Below are 23,886 nucleotides of genomic sequence, written 5' to 3'. Positions count from 1 at the left end.
AAAATATGTAATACCTGTATCAACGTTTTTTTGAGTAGAAACCGTTTCGAGGAATAAAAGCATCCTTGAAACGGTTTCTTTCATTTAAAGCGCTAACACGATGTGAGTAAATTGGCTAAGCTCAAAAGCATTTTGCACCGAGTAATCGCGGGAGCAGGACGTAGCGTTTTAGCCGACGCGGGGCTAACAGGCGTTCTCCGCTTTTCTGATAACCTAAAAAAAACACAAGTTTTTATAAAAAAAGTTGCATTTAAAATTTTCTGAATTAACTGTAAAATCAAAAGAAAGAAAACGCTTTCGTCGGGGGGTTGTGGATGAATATTTTAAAAAAAGTGTATTCTTTCCTGGATCGGCTATTTGAGTCTATTACTCTTTTATCATTGATTTTATTAGTATTGGTGGTTTCGTTGCAAGTAGTGACCAGATATGTATTTAATTTTGTTTATTTCTGGTCGGAAGAAATTACGTTGCTTTTATTGGTTTGGTTTGGATTTATGGGAATTGCGATAGGTTTCCGTGAATACATACATTTGGGGATTGATTCTTTTACAAATCTTTTTCCGAAAATGTTTAATAAAGTGCTCGATAAAGTTATCCTAATTTCCGTTTTTGCGTTCGGCATCTATCTGGTTGTACAAGGTTGGCAATTTACACTGCTTACAATGGATTCCACTTTAGCTGCCACAAAGCTGCCGAGCAGTGTCAATTATATCATCATGCCGGTCACCGGATTCATGATTTGCCTTTATACACTTCTGCACTTCTTTCATATTAACACAGCCAAATATAAAGATTTAGAGGAGGGAATGTAGCATGACCACATCAGCCATCGCAGTCACCATCTTAATCTCAAGCTTCGTCATATTGATTATGCTGCGATTTCCCATAGCTCTGACATTGGTGATTTCATCTCTTTTGACGATTTTCTATTTGGATATCCCACTGCCTGTCATTGGTCAGCAGATGATTCAGGGCATGAATTCCTTTTCGCTGCTGGCCATTCCATTTTTTATCTTGACGGGACAAATCATGAGTGCCGGAGGATTGGCCAATCGAATCGTAAAGTTTGCCACATTGTTGGTTGGCAGAATTCGCGGGGGATTGGCAATGGTTAACAGTGTAGCTTCGTTATTTTTCGGCAATATTTCCGGTTCGGCAGTTGCGGATGTTTCATCCGTCGGTTCCGTGATGATTCCTATGATGAAAAAAAACGGCTATGAAGCAGATTATGCAGTAGGCGTTACGATTGCATCAGCCATTCAGGGGGTCGTGGTGCCGCCAAGCCATAACTTGGTTTTATATTCCCTTGCAGCAGGTGGTGTTTCCATCGCCAGTCTATTTATGGCTGGCATCGTTCCGGGTTTTATTATGTTAATTGCTTTATGTATCACGGGTTACGTGATTGCCAGAAAAAGAGGTTATGAAAAAGCCGCGCCCATACCCAAATCAGAAGTTGGTGGCATTCTCCTTCATGGACTTTTATCTTTGAGTCCCGCGGTTATTATATTGGGCGGAATCATGAGTGGTGTATTTACGGCAACAGAGTCTGGAGCGCTTGCCTGTCTATATTCCTTTGTTCTTGCATTCTTCATCTATAGGGAAGCACCGTTATCAAGTATTCTGGTTGTTTTAAAGCGTACGCTGAAAACCGTATCAATGGTATTTTTCTTAATCGCCGCTTCTGCAGCATTTGGTTGGGTATTGGCCTATTTGCAAATACCTGCCATGATGACGGATTTGTTGTTGGGCATTTCGGAAAATCCCATCATTATTTTGTTGATTATCAATATCTTGCTGCTTTTGCTGGGAGCCCCAATGGATATGGCTCCGATGATTTTAATCATGACACCAATTCTTCTTCCGGTTGTTACAAGCCTTGGAATGGATCCGGTGCATTTTGGGATTATCCTTATTCTGAATGCAGGAATCGGGTTGCTGACTCCACCGGTAGGGACCGTTTTATTCGTTGGATGTGCCATTGGGAAAGTGTCAATCGCACAGGGTACGAAAGCCATGTTGCCATTTTTCTATGCACTGCTGATCGTACTGTTGATTATTACCTATATACCTGAAGTGGTTATGTGGCTGCCAAATTTGATGGCTGACTAACGAAAGGTTTAGGATTATAAAAAATTTTACTTAGGGGGATATGAAGGATGAAGGGTAGAAAAGTAAAAGGGTTATTCACAACAATGCTTTTGGCTGCTGGCATTCTGGCAGCATGCAGTCAAGAAGAAGCAGCTCCTGCAACTGAAGCTGAAGGAACGACTCCTGCAGAGGAGCCAAAGATTACATTACGTTTGGCCGATAATCAACCGGCTGATTATCCTACTGTCATCGGTGATCAGAAGTTTGCTGAATTGGTTAGCGAAAGAACTGATGGCCGCATTACGATTGAAGTATTTCCTTCAGGTCAACTTGGTGATGAAAAATCGGTACTGGAGCAAATTCAGTTGGGGGCAATTGATTTTGCAAGAACCAATTCAAGCCCGTTGGCAGAATTCCATGACGAGTTAAAGGTTTTCTCCATTCCTTATTTATTCAACAGTGACGAACATCTCTGGAATTTCCTGAACAGTGAAACTGGTACCACTTTACTGGATGGTCTGCAAGAAGCAAAAATGCAGGGCCTAGCTTATTATGATTCAGGTTCTCGAAATTTCTATTCGACAAAACCTTTAACGACTATGGAAGAGTTAAAAGGGCAAAAAATCCGGGTTCAACAAAGCGAGGTTAATATTCAATTAATGGAAGCTTTAGGGGCAAGCGCTACACCGATGCCATATGGCGAGGTATTCTCCGCACTGCAAACAGGGATAATTGATGGGGCCGAAAATAACCTTCCAAGCATCGACTCGTCCAACCATTACCAGGAAGCCAAGTATTTGATTATGGACCACCATACGCGAGTGCCTGAAGTATTGCTGGCAAGTAAAGCTTCGTGGGATAAACTATCGGCTGAAGATCAAGAGATTATCAGACAAGCGGCATTGGATTCAGTTGAAACACAAAGACAGGCATGGGCCGAATACGAAGAAAAATCGTTAAAAACGATTACTGAAGCAGGGGTTACAATTACGGAAGTGGAAGATATCACGCCTTGGAAAGAGGCTGTTAAACCAATCGTAGATAATTTCACTACCGAATATCCGGAAATCGCGGATGCCATTAATTCTGCAAATCCTTAACAACAAGGAATGCTTCATCACGAAAAATGTTGAAATTTGCTTTATGCCTACCTGGTTGGAAATTATTTACTGGGTAGGTCTTTTCCATTAAGATTAAGAGTAAACTATTTTCTATGCTTAATTGGAAAGGACTCATAATGAAAAATTCATGGGCTGAATTTGTTGAACTGATCGAACGTTTTCTGCTTTTAAAAAATCAATCATTGGTAACGAAACTATGTATCTTCTCAACTGTATTGGTAATCCTTCCGGTGCTCTCGGTTGGAATCATCACCTACTTCTTTTCTTCCAGCGAAATGGAAGAAGAGTTTAGGGAATCCAGTCTTCAAATAATTAAACAGGTAGAATTACATATTGAATATTATCTGCAGGATTTTGAAATAACAAGTCTAAAGATTATCAACTCTCCCGAAATCGCCAGCTTATTAAGGCAGGAACCAATTATGGATGAAGAAAATCGATTCCTTTCAGAAAAGGCGGTTGACGTTCTAAAGAATTCCGAATATTCAAGAAATGATATTTCGAATATTACCATTATGTTGGACAATGGTTTTATTTTGGATTTATTGGGAGAAAAAAATTATTACTCCGCCATGAATATTAAAGATGAATATTGGTATTCTTCCTTGCCGGAAAACGGAATGGTCATGCTTGTAAGCAGGACTTTAAAATTGAAAGATAAGGAGCTTCCGGTCATCTCGCTTGTAAGACGTTTATACAATCCCCATACGTTAAAACCGGTGGGAATGTTGATTATCGATATTAACTTTAAAAGAATTGAAGAAATTTCAAGAATGGTCACGTTAGATAAAAACGGCTATTTTTTCATTTTGGATTCCAGCGGCCATTATGTTTATCATCCTGATGAGCAGAAACTTGGACACAAGGTTGAGGTTAGCGAGCTGGCAACATTGGAAAATCAAAAAAGCGGTTCGATGGTCATCCAAAATGACGATCGGGAATTTATTTCTTATTCCTTATCGCAAAACTTGGGATGGCGATTTTTTACTGCTGTTTCCTATCATGATTTACGGAGCGGAATCCGGCAAATCGGATCTGTCATTACATGGACAATCATCATTTCGTTGCTATTTGCCTATGTTGCAGGATTTTATGGATTAACAAAGAGCATCGTTCAACCAATTCAACGACTCCATTCTTTTATGAGGGAAGTGGAGGTTGGCAACTTAAAAAGCAAAGTAAAGGTCGAGTCGGGTGATGAAATCGGCCAGTTGACGAAAGGCTTTAACAATACTGTTGCAAAGCTATCAACCTTGCTAGAAGAAGTGTATATTTCCAAGTTAAGGGAAGCTGAATGGTCGCTGAATAAAACAGAGATTGAGTTAAAAATGCTTCAGTCACAGATCAATCCGCACTTTTTGTACAATTCACTGGAAACAATCAGGGGGATGGCGCTCGAACAAGAGCAGGAAAATATCGCAGAAATCTCATCCTTGCTGGGAAAACTATTACGCTACAACCTTCGAAATAATTCATCAACAGTATGTCTGCGCGAAGAAATGAAATTCAGCGAAATGTATTTGCAAATCCAGAAACTTCGCTTTGAAGAGCGTTTTGAATATGTTTTTGATATAGCCGAGCCTCTAAGGGATTATCAAGTAGTAAAGTTTTCCCTCCAGCCTATTATTGAAAATTGTTTTGTCCACAGCATTGGAGAACATGCAAAGAAAATCAAAATCACAATCAGTGCCCATCTTCACACGGACTCCTCGCTTATCATTAAGATTGCTGATACAGGAATGGGGATGGAAAAAGAGATGTTGGACGATTTAACGAAAAAAATAAGGGAAAATGCATCAACCTTGGCAGGGCTGCATATAGGGATAATGAACGTACATCAAAGAATTCGCTATTTGTATGGCGCGGAATATGGAATCACGATTACAAGTACAAGGGGTTCAGGAACAGAAGTTAGTCTTCATATGCCAATTGTACAAGATAAGGATGTGGCGTTGCATGAATCGGATTTTATTGGTGGATGATGAAAAATGGGTGCGAAAAGCCCTTATGTGGTCCATTAAAAAGTTAAATTTTCCATTAGAAATCGTTCATGAATGTTCCAATGGGTTGGAAGCCATTGACTGGATAAAAAATAATGAAATTGACTTGGTTATAACGGATATTCGTATGCCGGTGATGGATGGTTTGACATTTGTCAATGAACTGAATCGATTGGGTAGAAAGGTGGATTGCATCGTCATTAGTGTTCATGATGAATTTCATTATGTCCAGCAGGCATTCCGCAAGGGTGCCATGGATTATCTCCTTAAACCAATAGAGGAAGAAGACCTGAAAGAGTGTCTGTTGAAGTGGTTGAAATCACGAGAAGAAGAGAGGGAAAAAGAGGACCGTTCTTTTTCTGTAGAAGAAGATATTCCAGCTTCCACAATTGATCAGGTGTTGGCATACATCAAAAAAACACCATTAAGTCAAGTCACGCTAACAGACGCAGCTAAGAGCGTACACGTAAACCCTAGTTATCTAAGTCAATTATTCAAGCAGCAATTAAATATAAAATTCGTCGATTATTTAACTAAACTTCGGATTCAAGAAGGAAAGCGCCTGCTGCAAAATACAACATTAAAAATGTCGGACATCGCCGAAAGAGTAGGTTACTCAGAAGTAGCTTATTTCAGTAATAATTTCAAGAAGATTACCGGATCTTCTCCTTCCGAATTTCGTAAAACAACAAAATTAAAATCGGAACTTCATTACTAATGGCAGTAAAAAATATTTTGAAAGCAGGTTGAAAGAATGAAAAAGTTTATGGGTGAAAACTTCTTATTATCAACAAATACCGCTATCACTTTATATCATACATTCGCAAAAGATTTGCCGATCATTGATTATCACTGCCATTTAAACCCCAAGGAAATCTATGAAAATAAAACATTTAAAAATATTACCGAAGCCTGGTTGTATGGCGACCATTATAAATGGAGGGCGATGAGAGCCAATGGCGTAACCGAAGAGCTTATCACTGGGGGAGCTGAGGACTATGAAAAGTTTTTGGCATGGTCAGAAACAGTACCCATGACGATAGGCAACCCGCTCTACCACTGGACACATCTTGAGCTGCAGCGCTTTTTTGAAGTTTATGACATTTTGGATGAAGATTCGGCCCCAAGTATTTGGGAGAAGGTAAATAAACAGCTTGCCGGCAAAAACTTTGGAGCAAGAGATTTAATTAAAAAGTCAAAGGTCGAAGTTGTGTGTACTACGGATGATCCGATTGATTCTTTGGAATATCATAAAAGAATAAAAGAAGAACCGGATTTTGATGTGAAGGTGCTGCCAAGTTTCAGACCGGATAAAGGGCTTGAAATTAACGCTCCAGGATACGTGGAATGGGTTAAAAAATTAGAGGAAGTTTCACAAATCTCGATTTCGGATTTTGATGATTTCCTGGGTGCATTAGAATCCCGAATTCAATTTTTTCACGAAAACGGCTGCCGAGTTTCAGATCATGCACTCAATACAATGATGGTTGAAGAAACAACTAAAGAAGAAGCGTCCACAATTTTTAGAAAAGCATTGAATGGGCAAACAATTACACAAGAAGAAGAGAAGAAATATAAAACATACACATTGATTTTTTTAGGGAAGCAGTATGCCAAATTAGGATGGGTGATGCAATACCATATCCATGCTTTGCGCAACAACAATACCAAAATGTTTCAAAGGCTTGGACCGGATACAGGCTTTGACAGCATAAATGACGGTCAATTGGCAGTGCCGCTAAACCGGCTGCTCGATCGTTTGGAACGTGAAGATGCCTTGCCTAAAACTATTTTATATTCATTAAATCCAAAAGATAATTATGTTATAGGAAGTTTAATAGGAAATTTCCAGGGAGAGGTACCGGGCAAAATTCAATTTGGCACAGCTTGGTGGTTTAACGATCAGAAAGATGGAATGCTCGAACAAATGAAAGCTTTGGCAAACCTTGGTCTCTTTAGCCGATTTATTGGAATGCTTACGGATTCGAGAAGTTTTCTATCCTATACAAGACATGAGTACTTTAGAAGGTTAGTATGCGAATTGCTTGGTCAGTGGGTGGAACAAGGAGAAGTTCCCCATGATATAAAACTCTTAAAAAGAATCGTTGAAGGAATCTGCTATAAAAATGCGAAAGAGTATTTTGATTTTTAATCGGATATTAATCATCCATCCTTTAGTGTCTATTGAAGGATGGATTTTTTATGGGTTTGGACTTTTTGGAAAGACCTAAAAAAATCACTAAAACACCTAAAAAAAACGACTATTGAAAACCATCAATCTACTATAAAATTTTTGTAAGAGTAAGCGCTTTCTTCATGAAAATAACATCTGCCACCAACTTGCAAGGGAGTGTGATTGGATTTATTTCAACAATTGAATACCACTTCAAAGTTCATAGCTTAATTTAATGCAGCAAGGTAAATCTTAAAATTTACGTGCCAACCAAAAGTATGAATGACATGGAGAAGGGGAGATGAGCGTGGGTTCAATCTTAAGAAAACTTAGGAAAAATAAAAAAACAAAAAAAGCAATGACGAGTATGTTTGCCTTATCGATAGCGGCAACAGTTGCAGTACCGTCGATCGCCGCAAACAGTAGTGAAGGATTAGGCTACGTTGATCCAACCAAAAACACAAATCCCGGCAGTTCGGGTACGGACGTTGAAACATATCGCGTAGCAGCGAACTCCAAAACAGGACAACCGGAAATTGAAGCAGCCAAAAAAGGGGTGCTTAAAGTTAATGGGAAAAAGTTTAAAGATTTAAATGGCAATAAAAAATTGGATGCTTACGAGGATTGGAGAAATCCTGTTTCGAAACGAGTAGCCGATTTAGTATCCAAAATGTCCCTGGAGGAAAAGGCCGGGTTAATGGTCATTAACACACATGTTCCAATTGCCGATCCAGCAGACGGCAAGTATGTGAAAAAAGATGACCCTATGATTGTTGGAAAGAATATGCGCTATGTGATTTTCCGTCAAACGCCTACTGTTGACGTGATCGCCAAGTATACCAATCAATTACAGGAATTGGGGGAAGCATCAAGATTGGGGATTCCGGTTGTCGTCACGTCCAATCCAAGAAACCATGCTTCCACGGATTATACGAATATATCCGCAAGTGAAGGCCAGCATTCATTTTGGCCAGGTCCGCTTGGATTTGCGGCAGCCGGCGATACGGAAGCTGTAAAAGAGTTCAGTGAAATCGCTGCCAAGGAATGGAGAGAGGCAGGTATTCGAAAGGTCTATGGCTATACGGCAGATATAGCTACCGATCCGCTTTGGGCTAGAATAGAGGATACATTTGGCGAAAATCCGAAAGTAGCTTCTGAAATGATTTACAATGTAATTAAAGGCTTCCAAGGCGAGAAGCTTAATGAAGAAAGTGTTGCTATTACGGTGAAACACTTCCCGGGAGGAGGAGCACGGGATAACGGGTTAGATCCTCACTTTGTAGAAGGGAAATTCAACCCTTACCCGACAGAAGGCAGTTTGCTCAACTATCATATTCCTCCATTTGAAGCTGCAATCAAGGCAAATGTTTCATCCATCATGCCTTATTATGCCTACCCAAGCAATGATAGCGCCGACCAAGGATTGAAGTGGTACAGTGACGACCAGCAATTTGAAGAAGTTGGATTTGCGCTGAATGATGCCATTTTGGATGGTTTCTTGCGCACAGAGCTTGGCTTTAAGGGGTATGTTAACTCCGATACCGGAGCGGTTGGTAACAATGCATGGGGCGCGGAAAAATTAACGCCTGAGCAAAAGTTTGCAAAGGCCATTAATGCGGGAACTGATATCATTTCGGGCTCCTCAGAACCTGAACTGATTGTCAAAGCGGTTCGGCAAGGTCTTTTGAAAGAAGAAGCGGTGAACGAATCCGTAACATTTTTACTAACTGAAATGATGAATTTGGGGTTATTCGAAGATCCTTATGTGGATGCACAGCATGCACTGAAAGTAGTGGATAATCCGGCTGTAGACGAACTGGCGTATGAAGCCCACTTGAAGTCCGTTGTTTTATTAAGAAATGATCAGAATGTATTGCCTTTAAAAGATGCCCAAATCAAGAATGTTAAATTGTATGTTGAAATGTTCCCAAGCGGGAAGGAGGATGTTAATTCTAAAGGCTTGATCGAAGCGATTAAAAAACAAGACCCTTCCATCCAAATTACGAGTGATTTGAATGAAGCAACACATGCATACATTTATGTTAAACCGGTACAATCCAACTGGGATAACAACCCACGAATCACGGTTGGTCCTGAAACAGGCATTGCGAATGTTGACCGCATTGTAGAAATTCAAAAGACGGTTCCAACCATTACAGCGGTGAATATGACAAGTCCATGGGTACTGGATAAAATCGAACCGAATGCGGCTGCTGTCATCGCTACTTTTGGAACGAAGGCTGAAGCGGTTGTGGATGTTATTCGTGGAGAATTCAATCCTGCGGGTAAATTGCCATTCGCTCTTCCAGCCAGCATGAAAGCGGTGGACAATGAAGTAGGAGATGTACCAAGCTTTGCACCGCAGGAAGACCCAGCGTACGCATATGTCAATAAATCAAAAGACGCTTATAAATATGGGTTTGGTCTTTCTTACCCTAAGGGCAAAAAAATCATCATCAAAGGGAAAGGGGAGGAATAATTAACCGGTAATCAAAGAGGGGGTTCAAAAGCTCGTATCCTGCGAGTTTTTGAAATCACCCTCTTTTAATTTTGGAGGAATCTACTTAACGGAAGGGTTAGAGCAAAAACTGACTAATACGAGGGAGTTATTGGACAGAAAGCTGAAAGTTAGAAGGAAAGCTGTCCAATACAAAGGATATATTGCACAAGAAAAGGCTAGTTTTTCGAAAAGCTTCGCACCGTAAAAATTAAATTTAGCTTCATTTTTAGGTCAATATTTCCTTCTAATAAAATTGTACCGCATGAAGAAGAGTCGAAAGTCTAGTTTTTTGTAAATACAGTTCAGGTATTGCTATAATAAAGAGTGTGAATATAAACGAAAGAGGTAGAGTACATGAACGCATATGATGAATATATGAAAGGCATTGTAAAACCAATGCGCCAAGAGTTGGTGGATGCCGGGTTTACTGAATTAACAAACCCGGAGGAAGTAAATGAATTTATGGCTACAGCAAAAGGCGTTTCGCTTGTTGTGATTAATTCTGTTTGTGGCTGTGCAGCCGGGTTGGCACGTCCAGCCGCTCGCCAAGCGATTGAAGAAGTAAAGCCAGATCACATGGTGACTGTATTTGCGGGGCAAGATCGTGAAGCAACTGCTGCAATGCGCGGATTCTTTGAAGAAATCCCGCCAAGTTCACCATCGATTGCTATCTTAAAAGATGGTCAATTGGAGTACTTCATTCCTCGTGATCAGATAGAAGGATATCCAGTTGAACAAATAACTGAACATTTAACGGGTGTTTTAAAGCAAGCATGCGAGGCGTAACAGTTGTCACGACAGCAGGGAGACCTGATGGCTTGTCAATGAAGCTTGCTCAAGAAGCATGCAGGGAGTTAAATATAGAATTTGAACCCCGAAAAAAAAGGTCTGTTGTGAAAATCAGCGAACTTTTAAACGCTAACGTCATTGTTGCCGGGAAGAACCGTTATGAGTATTACCCGAAAGGTGCTGCGGTGCCTTTCTTTTTTCATCCCAACACAGCCGCTTTTCGTTTAAAACGTGTGGCAAGAGGGGAACACGACCCTCTTTTGGAGGCATGCAATCTTGAGCAAGGTGATTCTTTCTTGGATTGCACTTTGGGAATGGGGTCGGATACAATGCTTGCTGCATATAGAGTCGGGAAAAACGGAAAAGTTGTCGGACTTGAAGATGATCCAAATGTTGCCTTTATCGTTAAAAAAGGCATGGCCTCTTATGATACAGCAGAACTGCCATTAACAAGCTGTATGCGCCAAATCAAAGTGGTCAACTGTGAAGCGATTACGTTTTTAAAAACGCAGGAAACGGGTTCATTTGATGTAGTCTATATGGACCCGATGTTTGAAGAGATTATCGAGGAATCCAACAACTTTGAAGCACTGCGGGAAGCGGGAAGCCATCACCAACTTACAAAAGAATGGGTAACAGAAGCATTAAGAGTAGCCAAAAAACGCGTGGTGTTTAAAGCACATTTTCGTTCTGAATTATTTGAAAACTTCAGATTTCAAAGAGAGCATCGGCTTACAGCAAAATTTCATTACGGTTTTATTGAAAAAAAATAAGGGATGCGGTCAATCGCATCCCTTTCAATTTCGTTCTGCCAGGATTTCTCCCCGACTAGCTTAGCCTATTTCAAGTTCTTCTGTAAAAATAATTTCGTTCGATCATGTTGTGGATTTGAGAAAAATTCACTCGGATTGTTTGATTCGATAATTTCCCCGCCATCCATGAAGACCACTCGATCGGCCACTTCGCGTGCAAAGCCCATTTCATGTGTTACGACAATCATCGTCATACTTTCTTCAGCTAAATCTTTCATCACTTTCAATACTTCGCCTGTTAACTCAGGATCTAGAGCAGAAGTAGGTTCATCAAACAGTAAAATGTCCGGGTTCAACATCAAGGCACGGGCAATGGCCACACGCTGTTTTTGACCACCGGATAAATTGGATGGGTAAGCATTTGCTTTCTCCGATAAACCTACCTTTTGCAATAAATCTTTTGACCGTTTTTCGATTTCCGACGCAGATTCCGTTTTACGCAAGGAAGGTGCCATTTCGAGATTTTGTTTGACCGTCAAATGGGGAAACAAATTAAAATGCTGGAACACCATGCCCATTTTGCTTGTTACTTCTTTAATTTCGGCAGGTTTTGCATAAACGCCATCTTTCACAAGAAAATCATTGTCTATTTGTACGCTGCCGCCATCGATTTGCTCTAGGTTGACTAAGCTTCTTAAAAGAGTACTTTTGCCGGATCCTGAAGGGCCGATGATTGCCACCACTTCATTTTTATTCATTGAAAAAGAAATTTGCTTTAACACTTCATTCGTTCCAAAGGATTTTTTTAAACCCGTCACTTCGATTAGTGCCATTCTTGTTTCACCTCTATTCAAATTTGTATCGACGTTCCAGCCATTTAAAGAATAGGGATAAAATTAAAGTCATAATCAAATAAATTACCCCGGCGATAAAGTATGGAACGATTGTGAAATCGCGGTTTACCGCTGTTTGAGCAAAGTGCAATAGTTCAGGTACCGCCACTGCATATAGAAGGGCAGTATCTTTAATCAGCGTGATTGATTCGTTGGATACCGCCGGCAATGCAACTCGGAACATCTGCGGCAGTATGACGCGCGTTGTTGTTTGCAATTTTGATAGGCCCAATACTTGTGCCGCTTCATATTGGCCTTTATCGATTGCCAATAAGCCCCCACGGAAAATTTCCGCAAAATAAGCAGCATAGTTCAATATAAACCCGATACATGCAGCGACAAAACGATCAAATACTAAATATTCCCCTACGATAGGAAGCATCGGCAACCCAAAACAGATTAGTAAAAGTTGCAATAAGAGCGGGGTGCCCCGCATCACGATAATATAGGTCTGTGCAAGCCATGATAACGGTTTGAAGCTGCTTTTTACAGCCAAAGTCAGCAAGAAACCGAGTGGAATGGAAATTATGATGGCAATGAAGAAGAGCAGCACCGTCATCTGTGCGCCTTCCAGCATAGGCCAAATAATAGAATTCCAATATTCAACCATCCTTTGTTCCTCCAAATCGAATGAATTTATAGAGTTTTCTTAACTCTTCTCCTCAAAAAGATAAGAGTTTCCCATTTGCATGGAAACTCTTATAAGGTGTTCACATTATTTTAATAAGATATCTTCGCCGAACCATTTTGTTGAAATCTCGGCACCTTTGCCATTTTCATTCAACGTATCCAAAGCAGCTTGCAAGTCTTCAAGCAATGCTTCATTTCCTTTTTTAACACCAACACCATATTGCTCAGGCGCCAATGATTCTTCAAGGATTTTGAACGTATCAGGTTCCTGCGTCATGTAGTATTCACCAACAACTTTGTCGATGACTACAGCTTCAACACGGCCAGCTTTCAAGTCGCTTAAAGCCAATACATTATCTTTATATTCATTTAAGGATACTTCTTTACTGATTGGGTGTGAATTTAATGCATCCAGCGCAGATGATAAAGATTGAATGCCGACTTCTTTTCCAGCTAAATCATCTAAAGCTGTTAAGTCAGAATCTGCTAAAGTCATTACAACTTGCGCATTTTCCAAGTAAGGTTCAGTAAATAGAACTTTCTCTTTACGCTCATCTGTAATTGTATAGCCGTTCCAGATTAAATCAATCCGGCCACTGCTAAGTTCTGATTCTTTTGTAGACCAGTCAATTGGTTGGAACTCTGCAACCATGCCCATTTCCTCTGCGGCAGCACGCGCTAGGTCAATATCAAAACCAACGATTTCGTTTTTATCATCACGGAATCCCATTGGTGCAAATTTATCATCAATACCGATGATTAATGTCTCTTTTTCCGATCCTGCATCAGATCCATTCGAACTCTCATCAGACCCGCAAGCAGCAAGGATTGTTAATACCATTGCAAGAATAAATACGAGTGAAAATTTACGCTTCATAACCTTTTACTCCTTGATCTTTACTGTTTTTAGTTTTTAAAACACTTTCATTCGCTAAATTACTAACGTGTTAAAGAATAGCATATTGATAGGTTGGTGTCAATATAAGTCGTATCTTATCATGAGCCGTAAAAAATGTTTTTATTCTGAGTTATAGTGTTATGTATAAAGCGATTTTACTTTACAATCATTTAGTGTTATAATCATTTTATGCGATCGAAGGTAGTTTATAAGTAAATCTGGCGTTTCGCGAAAGTTTTTGAAGATACTTATTCACATTGGCGCAAGTAGAGGCTTGCAATGACGCAAAAGTAGGATGGGTTTGCGTTGCTTAAGTTAGAAAGCATAAGTGGGATTTTACCGCGGTTAAACAATGTATCAAAACATTAATATAAAATTCCCCTGATGATAGGGTTGAGACTATATTTATTTATACATTACCTAAGAAATGCTAAAGGGGTATCCGAAATTTTCGGGTACCCCTTGTCTAATTTACAAAATGAAAAGCTCTTTAATATAATAGAAATTAGTCCGTGAAACACATGGAAGTTAAATAACCTAATAATAATAGTAAGCCAAATCCTACTGCGATTTCCATTTTTGTAAACCTCCCTTATCAAAAAGACACGCATTATTTACAATAGTATTGTACAATGAAATGGAAAAATGTGAAACCTTTTAAATGACGCATTCGTCTAAAATAATAGAAGGTTTTAACAAATTTGTTGGGGATAGCAGGTGATTTTCGTGAAAAAGTGGTTGCAAAAAACATTAGTTATTACTGTAGCAATGCTTACTTTAGGGCTTATTACACCAAACCATGAAATTTGGGACGTATTGGATAACGGCCAATCAAATAATGGATCACAAAATCGAAATATATTAGCAAGAGAATCGACTGAACAAGAAACGGTGCTTGTTGATGAGTATGTCCCCAATGAGGTGCCAGATGAGTTAACGAACTACGATTCACTTCTTACTGCAGCCAAAGAGCAGACATACATAAAATTCGGTTCGAAAATTGCTCCGGTGATTGGAGACGAGTTTGAAGAAAGAATTTATCCGAAATTGGAGGAAGTGATTGAACAAACGTTCAATTCAATGGATGAGGGATCAGTCAAATATTTAGCCCTTTCAAGCCAACCAAGCGGACAATATAGTGAAAAAATTTTTCACATCTCCCATGGAATGAGCGGGGAAGATTTGCTCCGATTCCATGTTAGAACAGAAAAAAGACCGCAAGAAGGGTACTATTATAATTTCCATTACCATACAGCAGACGATAATTTTGTTGCCCACCATTCGCTCGGCGATATTTATTGGTCGAAGGACACTCCGCCGAAATGGTTATCCTAAATAATTTAATTTTACTAAATAGAAAAGGCATTCAGGCTTGGTACCTGAATGCCTTTTAAGGTAGTGTTTGCAAGAATTTAATAAAAAATAAATGCCCCCAATAAAAAACATCAAGCTCAATAAATAAGAAACGTAAAATGCTTGTCTTTGTTGGTCTCTGTCGGGTATGACGGCATAATTATAGACATCTGGATTATAATATACCTCATCGATTTTTGTACCGATTGGCACGTCAAAGTTAGAAACATAAATATCTACATGCTTTTTTCCGTCTTCTTTGGTTTGGATTTCAACAGTGCCAAATCTTCCTTCTTTATAGGCACCTGCCGTACTATCCCAGTACTTCCTTGTTTCGATTTTTATAATCTGTCCTTCATAACGGTTTTCGGGCCTCAATAATTTTTTTCAATTCTTGTTTCCCTTTCTTGCAATCCAAATAAATAAAATACCGAAAGAAAATAATAGCTATCCCATAAAGTCTTAACCGTTCCTTTATCATTTATCAGTGAACTTTATTTTATACGAAAGATAAAAAAGTTCGTTTCAGATATTTGAAAAGTTTTTTCCTTTAAGGCTTTAATTCGGTAGCTTCTCCAATAGTCAGAATGCATAACTGTTGCATAAAATGAGTAAATTACAATTAAATCATTTATTTTACCTCAGAATAGTGAAAATTTTAAAAATATGAGGTAAAATAAAGATGTAATAAAAATTTGAGGAGGATGCTGATGATAACCGGTCAGTTAGAGCGAGCGTTTCAGTTAGCGGAGAAACATAAACTCGACGTAAGCACAATTTTGGAGTTGAACAAGATTATTATGAAGGAAGTCAATTCGTCTGTGAAGGTGGAGGAAAAAGTACTGCACCAAATTCTACACATTCTGGAGAATAACAAACAACTATTACGGGAGGCAACATAACAATTGGAAAAACAACTTGAATTGTATGATGATTTAGACACATTTGATTAAAGGCGCTGCTCAGAAAATGTAATGCGAGCAGCGCCTTTTTTATTTTGCTTTTTTGAAAGCAGGTTTGCCATCATTCGAAATTTGAATCCCCGATTACCAGTAATCTTTCCCCTATCGGTAAACTCCAAACATCCCAATCTTTAAAAAAATGATGTTCATATGAAAGATCCAGCTGGTTTTAGAGTAGCTGAAATAATAAAAAAGCATCTGATTTATATGATCTTTAAAAAATAAACTAGTATGATAAGACATAGTGAAAATAATAAGTCAAAAAGGTTTTAAAAAGAAAAGAATGATATGATAGAGAACGAAATGATAAAAAATCATTCAAAAAGGGAGTAATATTATGGATCAAACGATTATCAACCGTAATAACGTACATATTAGTGGTAAAGGTAAAAAAACTGTAATTTTCGCTCCTGGTTTTGGTTGCGACCAAACAGTATGGAAAGACGTTTCTCCAGCATTTGAAGAGGATTACAGAGTTATCCTGTTTGATTATGTTGGGTTGGGAAATTCAGATCTTTCAGCTTTTGACCCCATTAAATATAGTAATCTAACCGGATATGTACAGGATGTCCTGGATGTTTGCGCGGATCTAAATATAAATGACGCCATTTTTGTCGGCCACTCTGTCAGCAGCATGATTGGGTTATTGGCAGCCAATCTGAAACCTGAATATTTTTCACAACTAATTATGATTGGGCCATCACCATGTTATTTGAATGATCCACCTGAGTATTATGGTGGTTTTGAGAAAGAAGATTTAATCAATTTGATGGATATGATGGAGAAAAACTACATTGGTTGGGCGAATGCTTTTTCTATTACTTTGTTAAATAATCCAGCGCGAGCCGATGTGTCCCAAAATCTCGAAAATCGTTTTTGTTCAACAGACCCTATAATCATCAATGCCTTTGCAAAGGCTTGTTTCTTTACAGATAATCGCCGGGATATCCTTAAAGCCAAGGTGCCTTCCCTTATCTTGCAGTGCGCTGACGATGTAATTGCACCCAAGATTGTCGGAGAGTATCTTAGTATGAACATGCCCAACAGCACGATTACATATATGAATGCGATCGGTCACTGCCCGCATATGAGTGATCCGGAAGAAACCATTCAATCTATAAAACAGTACTTAAATAGTCAATCTGAATCACTGATTGGGGAGGGTGTAGGTGGAGTTTAAATGGATGACATAATAGAAAATGCACCTTGTGGATTCATGACTCTGTCGGCGAACGGTAAAATTCTAACAATTAATCAAACGTTAGTGAACCTACTGCAATATCCATCTTCCGAGCCATTGATAGGCAAGCATTTTAATGTTGCACTATCGAATGCATCCCGTGTTTTTATTCAACTATATTTTTTTCCTATAATCACATTGGAAAGATATGTCGAGGAAATGTATGTTTCATTGGTTGCGCATGATGGTGAAGAGATTCCTGTTTTATTAAATGCATCCTTTCATGATAACGAAATTATTTGTGCAATCGTACCGATGCATAAACGAAATGCTCTGGAAAACGAGCTCATAAAAGCAAAGAAGATGTTTGAAAATGCATATAGTGAAAAAGAAAAGGCTTTATCGGAATTGGAAGCAGCTCTTCTAACATTAAAGCAAAATCAGCTAGAGCTGCTGAAGGCCAATCAAGAAAATGCTAAATTTAAGCTGGACACAGAACGTGATTTGCAGCTTGCCAAGACAATCCAGGAAACCTCTCTAACAAAAGATATCGTGAATGATAAAATCAAAATTTTATCATACTATCATGCCTCAAAAGCTTTATCCGGGGATATCTATGGATTTTATGAAATTACTCCCCAAAAATATGGAATTATTTTATTGGATGTAATGGGGCATGGTATTTCATCTTCCTTAATCACCATGTCTCTTCAGTCCTTGTTCCATAAGTTGATTTCGCAAGGAGTGGAAGCGGCTGTGGTGATGCAAGAACTCGATCAATACTTGCATGAACTATTCCAGGATAACCAAGAGGCCTGGCATTACTGCACCGCCATTTATTTAAACATTGATACAAAAACGCAGACGATTGAATACCTTAATGCTGGCCATCCGCCTGCTATTTTGCAGGACCAAAATGGGTTGCAAGAGGAGCTATTTGCGACAAGTCCACCCCTAGGTATGTTTAAAAGTATTTCTTTTACGTCAAAAAGCCTGGAATATACGGAGGGTACAAGAATTCTCCTGTATACGGATGGCGTGTCGGAGGCTTTGGAAATAAATGCGCTAAATTCCATCTTAAAAAATTCGTTTTTCCAACCTTTATCAGAGACAAAAGCGTTAATCCTTAAAGAACTCGAAAATAGTGAAAATAAGTTTGATAAATACGATAATGATGACCAATGCTTTATTTTGGTGGAATTGTCATCATAAGGTAGGTAAAATTAGCAGTTAATTTCATCAGCCTTTAGTATATAATTAACCTTTGGATATACAGGGGGGTTTACCATGAATAAAGTAGATAAAGAATATCAAAAGTTGGGCCATTATATATTGGAAAATGGCGCTAAGAAAGAAGACCGAACGGGAACTGGCACCATCAGTACATTTGGATACCAAATGCGGTTCGATTTAAAGAAAGAAGGGTTCCCACTATTAACAACAAAACGAGTTGCTTTTCGGTTGATCGTCAGTGAATTGCTTTGGTTCTTAAAAGGCGATACGAACCTCCGCTATTTGCTGCAAAATAACAATCATATATGGGATGAATGGGGCTTTAAGCATTGGGTGGAATCACCGGATTATTCAGGGCCGGACATGACGGATTTTGGCCTTCGTTCCCAAACGGATGAAGAATTCAACGTTCTTTACCAAGAGCAGTTAACAATCTACCAAGAGAAAATTTTGAATGATGATGAATTCTCGAAAAAATACGGTGATTTAGGAAATGTTTACGGAAAACAGTGGCGGAGTTGGGAAGGCGCGGACGGCCAGGTTTATGACCAAATTCAGTATATCATTGATGAAATTAAGAGAAATCCAGATTCAAGACGTTTAATCGTCAATGCATGGAGTGCTTCGGAGCTGGCGTCGCAATTGCTGCCGCCATGCCATTATGCGTTTCAATTTTACGTAGTGGAAGGAAAATTAAGCTGCATGTTTTCCATGCGAAGCGTCGATTATTTCCTGGGGCTTCCTTACAATATTTCAAGCTATGCCTTGCTGACTTATTTAATTGCCCACGAATGCGGCTTGGAAGTCGGAGAGCTGATTTTTACAGGGGCGGATGTACACATCTACTCGAATCATATTGAACAGGTGAAAGAACAATTATCTAGAGAACCACGCAGTCTTCCAACAATTAAACTTAATTCGGAAAAGAAGTCTGTATTTGATTTCGAAATTGAAGATATCGAGTTAATCGGTTATGATCCCCATCCAACGATAAAAGCGCCCGTAGCGGTCTAAATATATTTAAAGCAGCTATTCCTATTTGGAACTAGCTGCTTTTTTAATCCATTCTTCATATGATTTCAGATTATAACCTAACTTAAATATTCTAGAAAAATAATTAAAGGTTTACACTTCCTCCATTTGCGGAAAAGAGATATTATATAACGCTGAACACTTTGATGCGTAATGTATAAATATTCCTGTGAACGAAAGAAAGAGGAGTGAGATTTCTTGTTTAATAGACGTTATGTACTCATTGCATTTTTGGTGTTGCTGGTTGCCGCATTCATCACAGCTCAATCGCTGGGCTATAGCCTGGATAGTCTTTTTGAGTAATCACAAAGGCAGAAAATAATTCAATTATAGCAAAAACATGTTTTTTATCATGTGAAACGGGAAAATTTCAATAAACCGTGAAGGAGGAAGATACAAGATGAAAGCTGTTACTTATCAAGGAGCAAAAGATGTTGAAGTAAAAGAAGTAGAAAATGCAAAAATTGAAAAAGCGGATGATATAGTTGTTCGTATAACGTCGACTGCCATTTGCGGGTCGGATTTGCATATTTACCGAGGGGCATTGCCAGCTAGAAAAGATTATGTCATTGGTCACGAACCGATGGGAATCGTTGAAGAAGTCGGGCCAAACGTAACAAATGTAAAAAAAGGCGATAGAGTCATCATTCCATTCAATGTTTCTTGTGGGGAATGTTTTTACTGCCAACATGACATGGAAAGTCAATGCGACAATTCCAATGAAAACCCTGCAATAGATACTGGCGGATATTTCGGGTTTACCGAACGATATGGCAATCACCCTGGTGGACAGGCAGAGCTGTTGCGTGTACCATATGGCAATTTCCTTCCATTTAAAATACCGGAGTCTTGCGAGCTGGAAGACGAATCGCTATTATTCCTTTCCGATGTTTTGCCAACAGCATACTGGAGCGTTGAAAATGCGGGGGTTAAAAAAGGCGATACAGTCGCAGTTCTTGGTTCCGGCCCAATCGGTCTGATTACTCAAAAATTTGCATGGATGAAAGGAGCAAGCCGCGTCATCGCAGTGGATCCTGTAGATTACCGTCTGCAACATGCAAAAAGAACAAATAACGTCGAAATCTACAATCCTGATGAGATTGACAATATGGGTCTATATATCCGTGAGATTACAAAAGGCGGAGTAGATGTGGTGATCGACTGTGTCGGTATGGATGGAAAGATGAACATGAGAGAAAAGGTGGAACAAAAACTTAAATTATCCGGTGGTACGACGAGTGCAATCGAAACCGGCATAGATGCTGTAAAAAAATACGGTACCATTCAATTAACAGGTGTGTATGGTATGCAATACAACATGTTCCCACTGGGAAATATGTTCGAACGAAATATTTCAGTGAAAATGGGCCAAGCCCCAGTCGTTCACTATATGCCGAAATTGTATAACATGATTGTAAATGGTGATATTGACCCGACAGATATTATTACTCATAAAATGTCTCTCGACGATGCAAGCGAAGCTTATAAACTATTCCACGATCATGAAGATAATAGCATTAAATTTGTTTTAAAACCTTAAGAAAACTCTCGCTCATTTCTTATGCATGAGTTCCGGATGCATAAGAAATGAGTCTTTTATGGCTCTTTTCTTTGAGGGTTGGAAAATTATGTGATAAGTTTAATTTAGAAATAGTTTAAAAAAGACAGATTTTCTGTGGGTAAGTTAGAAAAATATGACTATTCTTTTAAAGGCTGCTGGAAATCCAGCTGGTGTGTCATATCAGTCGAAAGGAGTGTTTTTATTTGACGATTACTATTGGATTATTTGGCTTTGGAAAGACGGGTTCTGTCGTGGCAAAAGAAATCATTAATGATTTTGAATGCGAATTAAAATGGGTGATGCGTGAATCGGCTATGCATGAAGGAGAATACGCAAGCAAATTGCTTGGATTCGACCATTCTGAGGGCAAAATCTATCGAATCGAAAATATTTGCATGGATCAATTTTTTAAACACAATAGAGTTGATGTTATTATTGATTTTTCCTCTTCGAGTGCAGTGAATGTATACAAAGAAGCTGTTAAATACGGTTCTAAAATTGTGTCAGCCATTTCTAACTATGATCAGGAAGACATTCGAAAATTAAAAGAGTTAAGTCGCCAAACGGCAGTTTTGTATTCTCCTAATATTACCGTGGGGATTAATTTTTTAATGGAAGCGTCTAAATCGTTGCAAAAAATCGCCCCAAATGCCGACATCGAGATTATCGAAGAGCATTTTAGAGGAAAACAAGATGTTTCCGGAACGGCTCTCCGCATAGCCGAAGAGTTAGGCCTGGACAAAGAACAGCATGTAAATTCAATTCGCGTAGGTGGAATTGTTGGTAAGCATGAGGTCGTATTTGGCTTGCCAAACCAAACGATTCGAATTGTGCATGAATCGCATAATCGAGCAGCGTTTGGTCAAGGGGCAATTTACGCATCTAAATGGATTATGGGAAAAGAAACCGGCATTTACAGCATGGAACAAGCTTTGTCTCTTATTATGAGTGGGGAGGAAGATTTAGAAAAGGATGCTGAACGGTTTATTGCAGATGTACCCATCAAAACATCTTAAATCAAGCCAAATTCAGGAATTATTCTAATACATAATAATGATTTGAAGTTGCCTTGATTTATGGAATAAGATGCATCTACTAAAGCTTTGTTCAGAACAATTTGTGGAAAAGTATTTTGGCAGCGGGGGATAAAAAACCCCCACTGTTGTAGTTCCCGGGTTATTTGCAAAGTAAAATTTGCCGAACAAACAATTGCTTTGTTGTTGTGCAGCGGTCAATGATTTCAAAACCAACTTCTTCAATCGCCTCATCAATGGTATCAATCGTGACAATCACGCATTGATCTGCAATTCTGCGTGCTTGCCGAATGATGTCGAATTGTTCTTCCTTCGTAATATGCGTATAAACATTATAGGGCAAATCGATAATGGCCACATCATAACAGTTTATGACTTCTGAGATCGGTCCCTTTGTAATGGTTCCTTCGAGCCCAAAATAAGCGATATTTTCACGAGCGCCATTACAAACAAGCGGATTAATGTCACGTCCTTCAATTTGGATGCCCATGGAAAGCGCCTCGATGACAACCGTTCCGATTCCACAGCAAGGATCGATGGCCTTCTTGCCTTCCGGAAAAGGCACGGCAATATTGGCAATGGCTCTTGCAGTTCTTGTATTTAAAGCGGTCGAGTAGCTATGCGGTTTATGTAGATGTTCCCGCCAAACGGAAACACTTTTTGTTTGCTTTCCAAAGTACCAGCAATCATTAACGGTAATGACGCCTAAAATAATATCAGGATGATTTAACTCCGGCTCACCATCAATGATTAGACCCAGCTCTCTTTCAATTGCCCGGCGTTCGGGATGGCGAATTTTCTTTGTCTCGCCCAAGTCCATTTTATTTAAACAATCCACTTTATAAGTTTTGGACGGTATCTTCATTTCTTGAACCAACAATTTCAATTCAGCAAGGCTGTCGGCTTCAAACAAAATTTCCAATCGCTCCTCGATGAAAGGACTGCGACTCGGGTCTATCTCGATTGGGCTAAACAGATAATTCAGTTGCGTATCGAAACCGAAAAAAGCCCGCATCTCCATTCGACAAAGCTCATGCTCATTTTTATGATGCACATACGTATATAGATACGTACGTTCACTTTCTTTTTTTATCAATTTGCTGCTCATCCTTTATTGTTGTTCTATGGTGTGCACTAACTTAGCTGCAAAATTATAAATCAATGAAATGGCTTCATTAAAGGTCATTTCTTCAGTAAATCCTTCTACATTATTTAGTGGCAAGTTAACATCCCAGAGCCCATCTTCCCCTGAAAATATGTAGCTAGCGTAGATATTTTCTCCGTGCAGGTGCTCTTCCAAATACGCTTTAATTGTGGAAGCATACTTTTTTTGCACTTGAAAGCCGAATAAAACCATGTAAGTTTTGAAAACATCATCCACTTCGAATGAAAGACTTTCCGTTTTCATGCCATGGAAAGCTTCTGATTCAATAAAAATGAACTCTTCCATATGCTGGTTTAAATAGTTTAATGGAGTATTCAGAAAAGATACTTCTTCTTTTGCGATTACTTCTTCCGTGTCTTTAAGACAACGTTCTATCGTAACATCATTTAAATTTAATTCCATAGTGGTCCTCCAAATTTATTTTTTCCTGTCGGATAGTGATTGCCGTTGTGTTCGCCATTTAGTTTAGCATACTAATGAAATGATTTCCTATTTTCTCGCAGGAAATTCACTATTTAAAGC

General features: G+C 39.0%; 22 protein-coding genes. 16 read left to right on the top strand and 6 right to left on the bottom strand.

Going from position 1 to position 23,886, the window contains the following annotated elements:
- Positions 1-314: 314 nt before the first annotated feature.
- The 9 genes from D1B33_RS08825 (at position 315) to D1B33_RS08785 (ending at position 11,444) form a co-directional block, all read left to right on the top strand.
- Complete coding sequence (locus D1B33_RS08825; protein WP_118876004.1) at positions 315-812, top strand: TRAP transporter small permease; 498 nt, start codon at positions 315-317, stop codon at positions 810-812.
- 1 nt (position 813) lies between these two features.
- Positions 814-2,109, top strand: a complete 1,296-nt coding sequence (locus tag D1B33_RS08820) for a TRAP transporter large permease (RefSeq protein WP_118876003.1) — start codon at positions 814-816, stop codon at positions 2,107-2,109.
- Positions 2,110-2,156: 47 nt separating this feature from the next.
- The gene (locus D1B33_RS08815; protein WP_118876002.1) at positions 2,157-3,188 is read left to right on the top strand and encodes a TRAP transporter substrate-binding protein; all 1,032 of its coding nucleotides are present in this window, start codon (positions 2,157-2,159) and stop codon (positions 3,186-3,188) included.
- A gap of 137 nt (positions 3,189-3,325) precedes the next feature.
- On the top strand, positions 3,326-5,191 hold the full coding sequence (locus D1B33_RS08810; protein ID WP_158582950.1) for a sensor histidine kinase: 1,866 nt from the start codon (positions 3,326-3,328) through the stop codon (positions 5,189-5,191).
- On the top strand, positions 5,166-5,927 hold the full coding sequence (locus D1B33_RS08805; protein WP_118876000.1) for a response regulator transcription factor: 762 nt from the start codon (positions 5,166-5,168) through the stop codon (positions 5,925-5,927). Before D1B33_RS08810 ends, D1B33_RS08805 begins: the two co-directional genes overlap by 26 nt.
- A gap of 36 nt (positions 5,928-5,963) precedes the next feature.
- Positions 5,964-7,361 carry a glucuronate isomerase gene (gene uxaC, locus D1B33_RS08800; protein WP_118875999.1) on the top strand — a complete coding sequence of 466 codons (1,398 nt, stop codon included), beginning with the start codon at positions 5,964-5,966 and terminating at the stop codon, positions 7,359-7,361.
- A 322-nt stretch (positions 7,362-7,683) separates the two neighbouring features.
- Positions 7,684-9,861 carry a glycoside hydrolase family 3 protein gene (locus D1B33_RS08795; protein ID WP_118875998.1) on the top strand — a complete coding sequence of 726 codons (2,178 nt, stop codon included), beginning with the start codon at positions 7,684-7,686 and terminating at the stop codon, positions 9,859-9,861.
- Positions 9,862-10,236: 375 nt separating this feature from the next.
- Positions 10,237-10,668, top strand: a complete 432-nt coding sequence (locus D1B33_RS08790) for a BrxA/BrxB family bacilliredoxin (RefSeq protein WP_118875997.1) — start codon at positions 10,237-10,239, stop codon at positions 10,666-10,668.
- A complete protein-coding gene (locus tag D1B33_RS08785) occupies positions 10,656-11,444 on the top strand; it encodes a class I SAM-dependent methyltransferase (RefSeq protein WP_118875996.1) in 789 nt (262 codons plus the stop codon). The genes D1B33_RS08790 and D1B33_RS08785 overlap by 13 nt, the downstream gene beginning before the upstream one ends.
- Positions 11,445-11,509: 65 nt before the next feature.
- Here the strand turns inward: D1B33_RS08785 and D1B33_RS08780 are convergent, their stop codons facing one another.
- The 3 genes from D1B33_RS08780 to D1B33_RS08770 form a co-directional block, all read right to left on the bottom strand.
- Entirely contained in the window at positions 11,510-12,256 is a 747-nt protein-coding gene (locus D1B33_RS08780) for an amino acid ABC transporter ATP-binding protein (RefSeq protein WP_118875995.1), read from the bottom strand.
- Between the two features lie 13 nt (positions 12,257-12,269).
- On the bottom strand, positions 12,270-12,926 hold the full coding sequence (locus D1B33_RS08775) for an amino acid ABC transporter permease (protein ID WP_118875994.1): 657 nt from the start codon (positions 12,924-12,926) through the stop codon (positions 12,270-12,272).
- A gap of 105 nt (positions 12,927-13,031) precedes the next feature.
- Positions 13,032-13,823: an amino acid ABC transporter substrate-binding protein gene (locus tag D1B33_RS08770; protein WP_118875993.1), complete on the bottom strand. Its 792-nt coding sequence runs from the start codon at positions 13,821-13,823 to the stop codon at positions 13,032-13,034.
- A 747-nt stretch (positions 13,824-14,570) separates the two neighbouring features.
- Here D1B33_RS08770 and D1B33_RS08765 point away from each other — a divergent pair.
- Positions 14,571-15,179: a YpjP family protein gene (locus tag D1B33_RS08765; protein WP_118876086.1), complete on the top strand. Its 609-nt coding sequence runs from the start codon at positions 14,571-14,573 to the stop codon at positions 15,177-15,179.
- On the opposite strand, the gene D1B33_RS08760 is transcribed toward D1B33_RS08765, so the two are convergent.
- Positions 15,171-15,575, bottom strand: coding sequence for a hypothetical protein (locus tag D1B33_RS08760; protein WP_118875992.1), 405 nt, complete (start codon positions 15,573-15,575; stop codon positions 15,171-15,173). The two genes, D1B33_RS08765 and D1B33_RS08760, sit on opposite strands and share 9 nt — an antisense overlap.
- A 332-nt stretch (positions 15,576-15,907) precedes the next feature.
- On the opposite strand from D1B33_RS08760, the gene D1B33_RS08755 reads away from it, so the two are divergent.
- From D1B33_RS08755 to D1B33_RS08730, 6 genes are all read left to right on the top strand, one after another.
- On the top strand, positions 15,908-16,099 hold the full coding sequence (locus D1B33_RS08755) for an ABC transporter permease (RefSeq protein ID WP_118875991.1): 192 nt from the start codon (positions 15,908-15,910) through the stop codon (positions 16,097-16,099).
- Positions 16,100-16,496: 397 nt separating this feature from the next.
- Entirely contained in the window at positions 16,497-17,339 is an 843-nt protein-coding gene (locus tag D1B33_RS08750; protein WP_118875990.1) for an alpha/beta fold hydrolase, read from the top strand.
- Complete coding sequence (locus D1B33_RS08745) at positions 17,340-18,551, top strand: SpoIIE family protein phosphatase (RefSeq protein ID WP_118875989.1); 1,212 nt, start codon at positions 17,340-17,342, stop codon at positions 18,549-18,551. It abuts the gene before it with no gap.
- Between the two features lie 75 nt (positions 18,552-18,626).
- Entirely contained in the window at positions 18,627-19,586 is a 960-nt protein-coding gene (locus D1B33_RS08740) for a thymidylate synthase (RefSeq protein ID WP_118875988.1), read from the top strand.
- 418 nt (positions 19,587-20,004) lie between these two features.
- Positions 20,005-21,144: a zinc-dependent alcohol dehydrogenase gene (locus D1B33_RS08735; RefSeq protein WP_118875987.1), complete on the top strand. Its 1,140-nt coding sequence runs from the start codon at positions 20,005-20,007 to the stop codon at positions 21,142-21,144.
- Positions 21,145-21,368: 224 nt separating this feature from the next.
- On the top strand, positions 21,369-22,181 hold the full coding sequence (locus D1B33_RS08730) for a 4-hydroxy-tetrahydrodipicolinate reductase (RefSeq protein WP_118875986.1): 813 nt from the start codon (positions 21,369-21,371) through the stop codon (positions 22,179-22,181).
- Positions 22,182-22,341: 160 nt separating this feature from the next.
- On the opposite strand, the gene D1B33_RS08725 is transcribed toward D1B33_RS08730, so the two are convergent.
- The gene (locus tag D1B33_RS08725) at positions 22,342-23,307 is read right to left on the bottom strand and encodes a TRM11 family SAM-dependent methyltransferase (protein ID WP_407656719.1); all 966 of its coding nucleotides are present in this window, start codon (positions 23,305-23,307) and stop codon (positions 22,342-22,344) included.
- A 3-nt stretch (positions 23,308-23,310) separates the two neighbouring features.
- The gene (locus D1B33_RS08720; RefSeq protein WP_118875985.1) at positions 23,311-23,766 is read right to left on the bottom strand and encodes a branched-chain amino acid aminotransferase; all 456 of its coding nucleotides are present in this window, start codon (positions 23,764-23,766) and stop codon (positions 23,311-23,313) included.
- Between the last annotated feature and the right edge of the window lie 120 nt (positions 23,767-23,886).

The organism is Ureibacillus yapensis (assembly GCF_003515775.1).
GTDB classification, from domain to species: domain Bacteria; phylum Bacillota; class Bacilli; order Bacillales_A; family Planococcaceae; genus Ureibacillus; species Ureibacillus yapensis.
This window is presented reverse-complemented; position numbering and strand designations above follow the sequence as displayed.

Coding starts and splice junctions, on each gene's coding strand:
- D1B33_RS08825 (WP_118876004.1), top strand. CDS start 315: ATGAATATTTTAAAAAAAGTGTATTCTTTCCTGGATCGGCTATTTGAG.
- D1B33_RS08820 (WP_118876003.1), top strand. CDS start 814: ATGACCACATCAGCCATCGCAGTCACCATCTTAATCTCAAGCTTCGTC.
- D1B33_RS08815 (WP_118876002.1), top strand. CDS start 2,157: ATGAAGGGTAGAAAAGTAAAAGGGTTATTCACAACAATGCTTTTGGCT.
- D1B33_RS08810 (WP_158582950.1), top strand. CDS start 3,326: ATGAAAAATTCATGGGCTGAATTTGTTGAACTGATCGAACGTTTTCTG.
- D1B33_RS08805 (WP_118876000.1), top strand. CDS start 5,166: ATGAATCGGATTTTATTGGTGGATGATGAAAAATGGGTGCGAAAAGCC.
- uxaC (WP_118875999.1), top strand. CDS start 5,964: ATGAAAAAGTTTATGGGTGAAAACTTCTTATTATCAACAAATACCGCT.
- D1B33_RS08795 (WP_118875998.1), top strand. CDS start 7,684: ATGAGCGTGGGTTCAATCTTAAGAAAACTTAGGAAAAATAAAAAAACA.
- D1B33_RS08790 (WP_118875997.1), top strand. CDS start 10,237: ATGAACGCATATGATGAATATATGAAAGGCATTGTAAAACCAATGCGC.
- D1B33_RS08785 (WP_118875996.1), top strand. CDS start 10,656: ATGCGAGGCGTAACAGTTGTCACGACAGCAGGGAGACCTGATGGCTTG.
- D1B33_RS08780 (WP_118875995.1), bottom strand. CDS start 12,256: ATGGCACTAATCGAAGTGACGGGTTTAAAAAAATCCTTTGGAACGAAT.
- D1B33_RS08775 (WP_118875994.1), bottom strand. CDS start 12,926: ATGGTTGAATATTGGAATTCTATTATTTGGCCTATGCTGGAAGGCGCA.
- D1B33_RS08770 (WP_118875993.1), bottom strand. CDS start 13,823: ATGAAGCGTAAATTTTCACTCGTATTTATTCTTGCAATGGTATTAACA.
- D1B33_RS08755 (WP_118875991.1), top strand. CDS start 15,908: ATGATAACCGGTCAGTTAGAGCGAGCGTTTCAGTTAGCGGAGAAACAT.
- D1B33_RS08750 (WP_118875990.1), top strand. CDS start 16,497: ATGGATCAAACGATTATCAACCGTAATAACGTACATATTAGTGGTAAA.
- D1B33_RS08745 (WP_118875989.1), top strand. CDS start 17,340: ATGGATGACATAATAGAAAATGCACCTTGTGGATTCATGACTCTGTCG.
- D1B33_RS08740 (WP_118875988.1), top strand. CDS start 18,627: ATGAATAAAGTAGATAAAGAATATCAAAAGTTGGGCCATTATATATTG.
- D1B33_RS08735 (WP_118875987.1), top strand. CDS start 20,005: ATGAAAGCTGTTACTTATCAAGGAGCAAAAGATGTTGAAGTAAAAGAA.
- D1B33_RS08725 (WP_407656719.1), bottom strand. CDS start 23,307: ATGAGCAGCAAATTGATAAAAAAAGAAAGTGAACGTACGTATCTATAT.
- D1B33_RS08720 (WP_118875985.1), bottom strand. CDS start 23,766: ATGGAATTAAATTTAAATGATGTTACGATAGAACGTTGTCTTAAAGAC.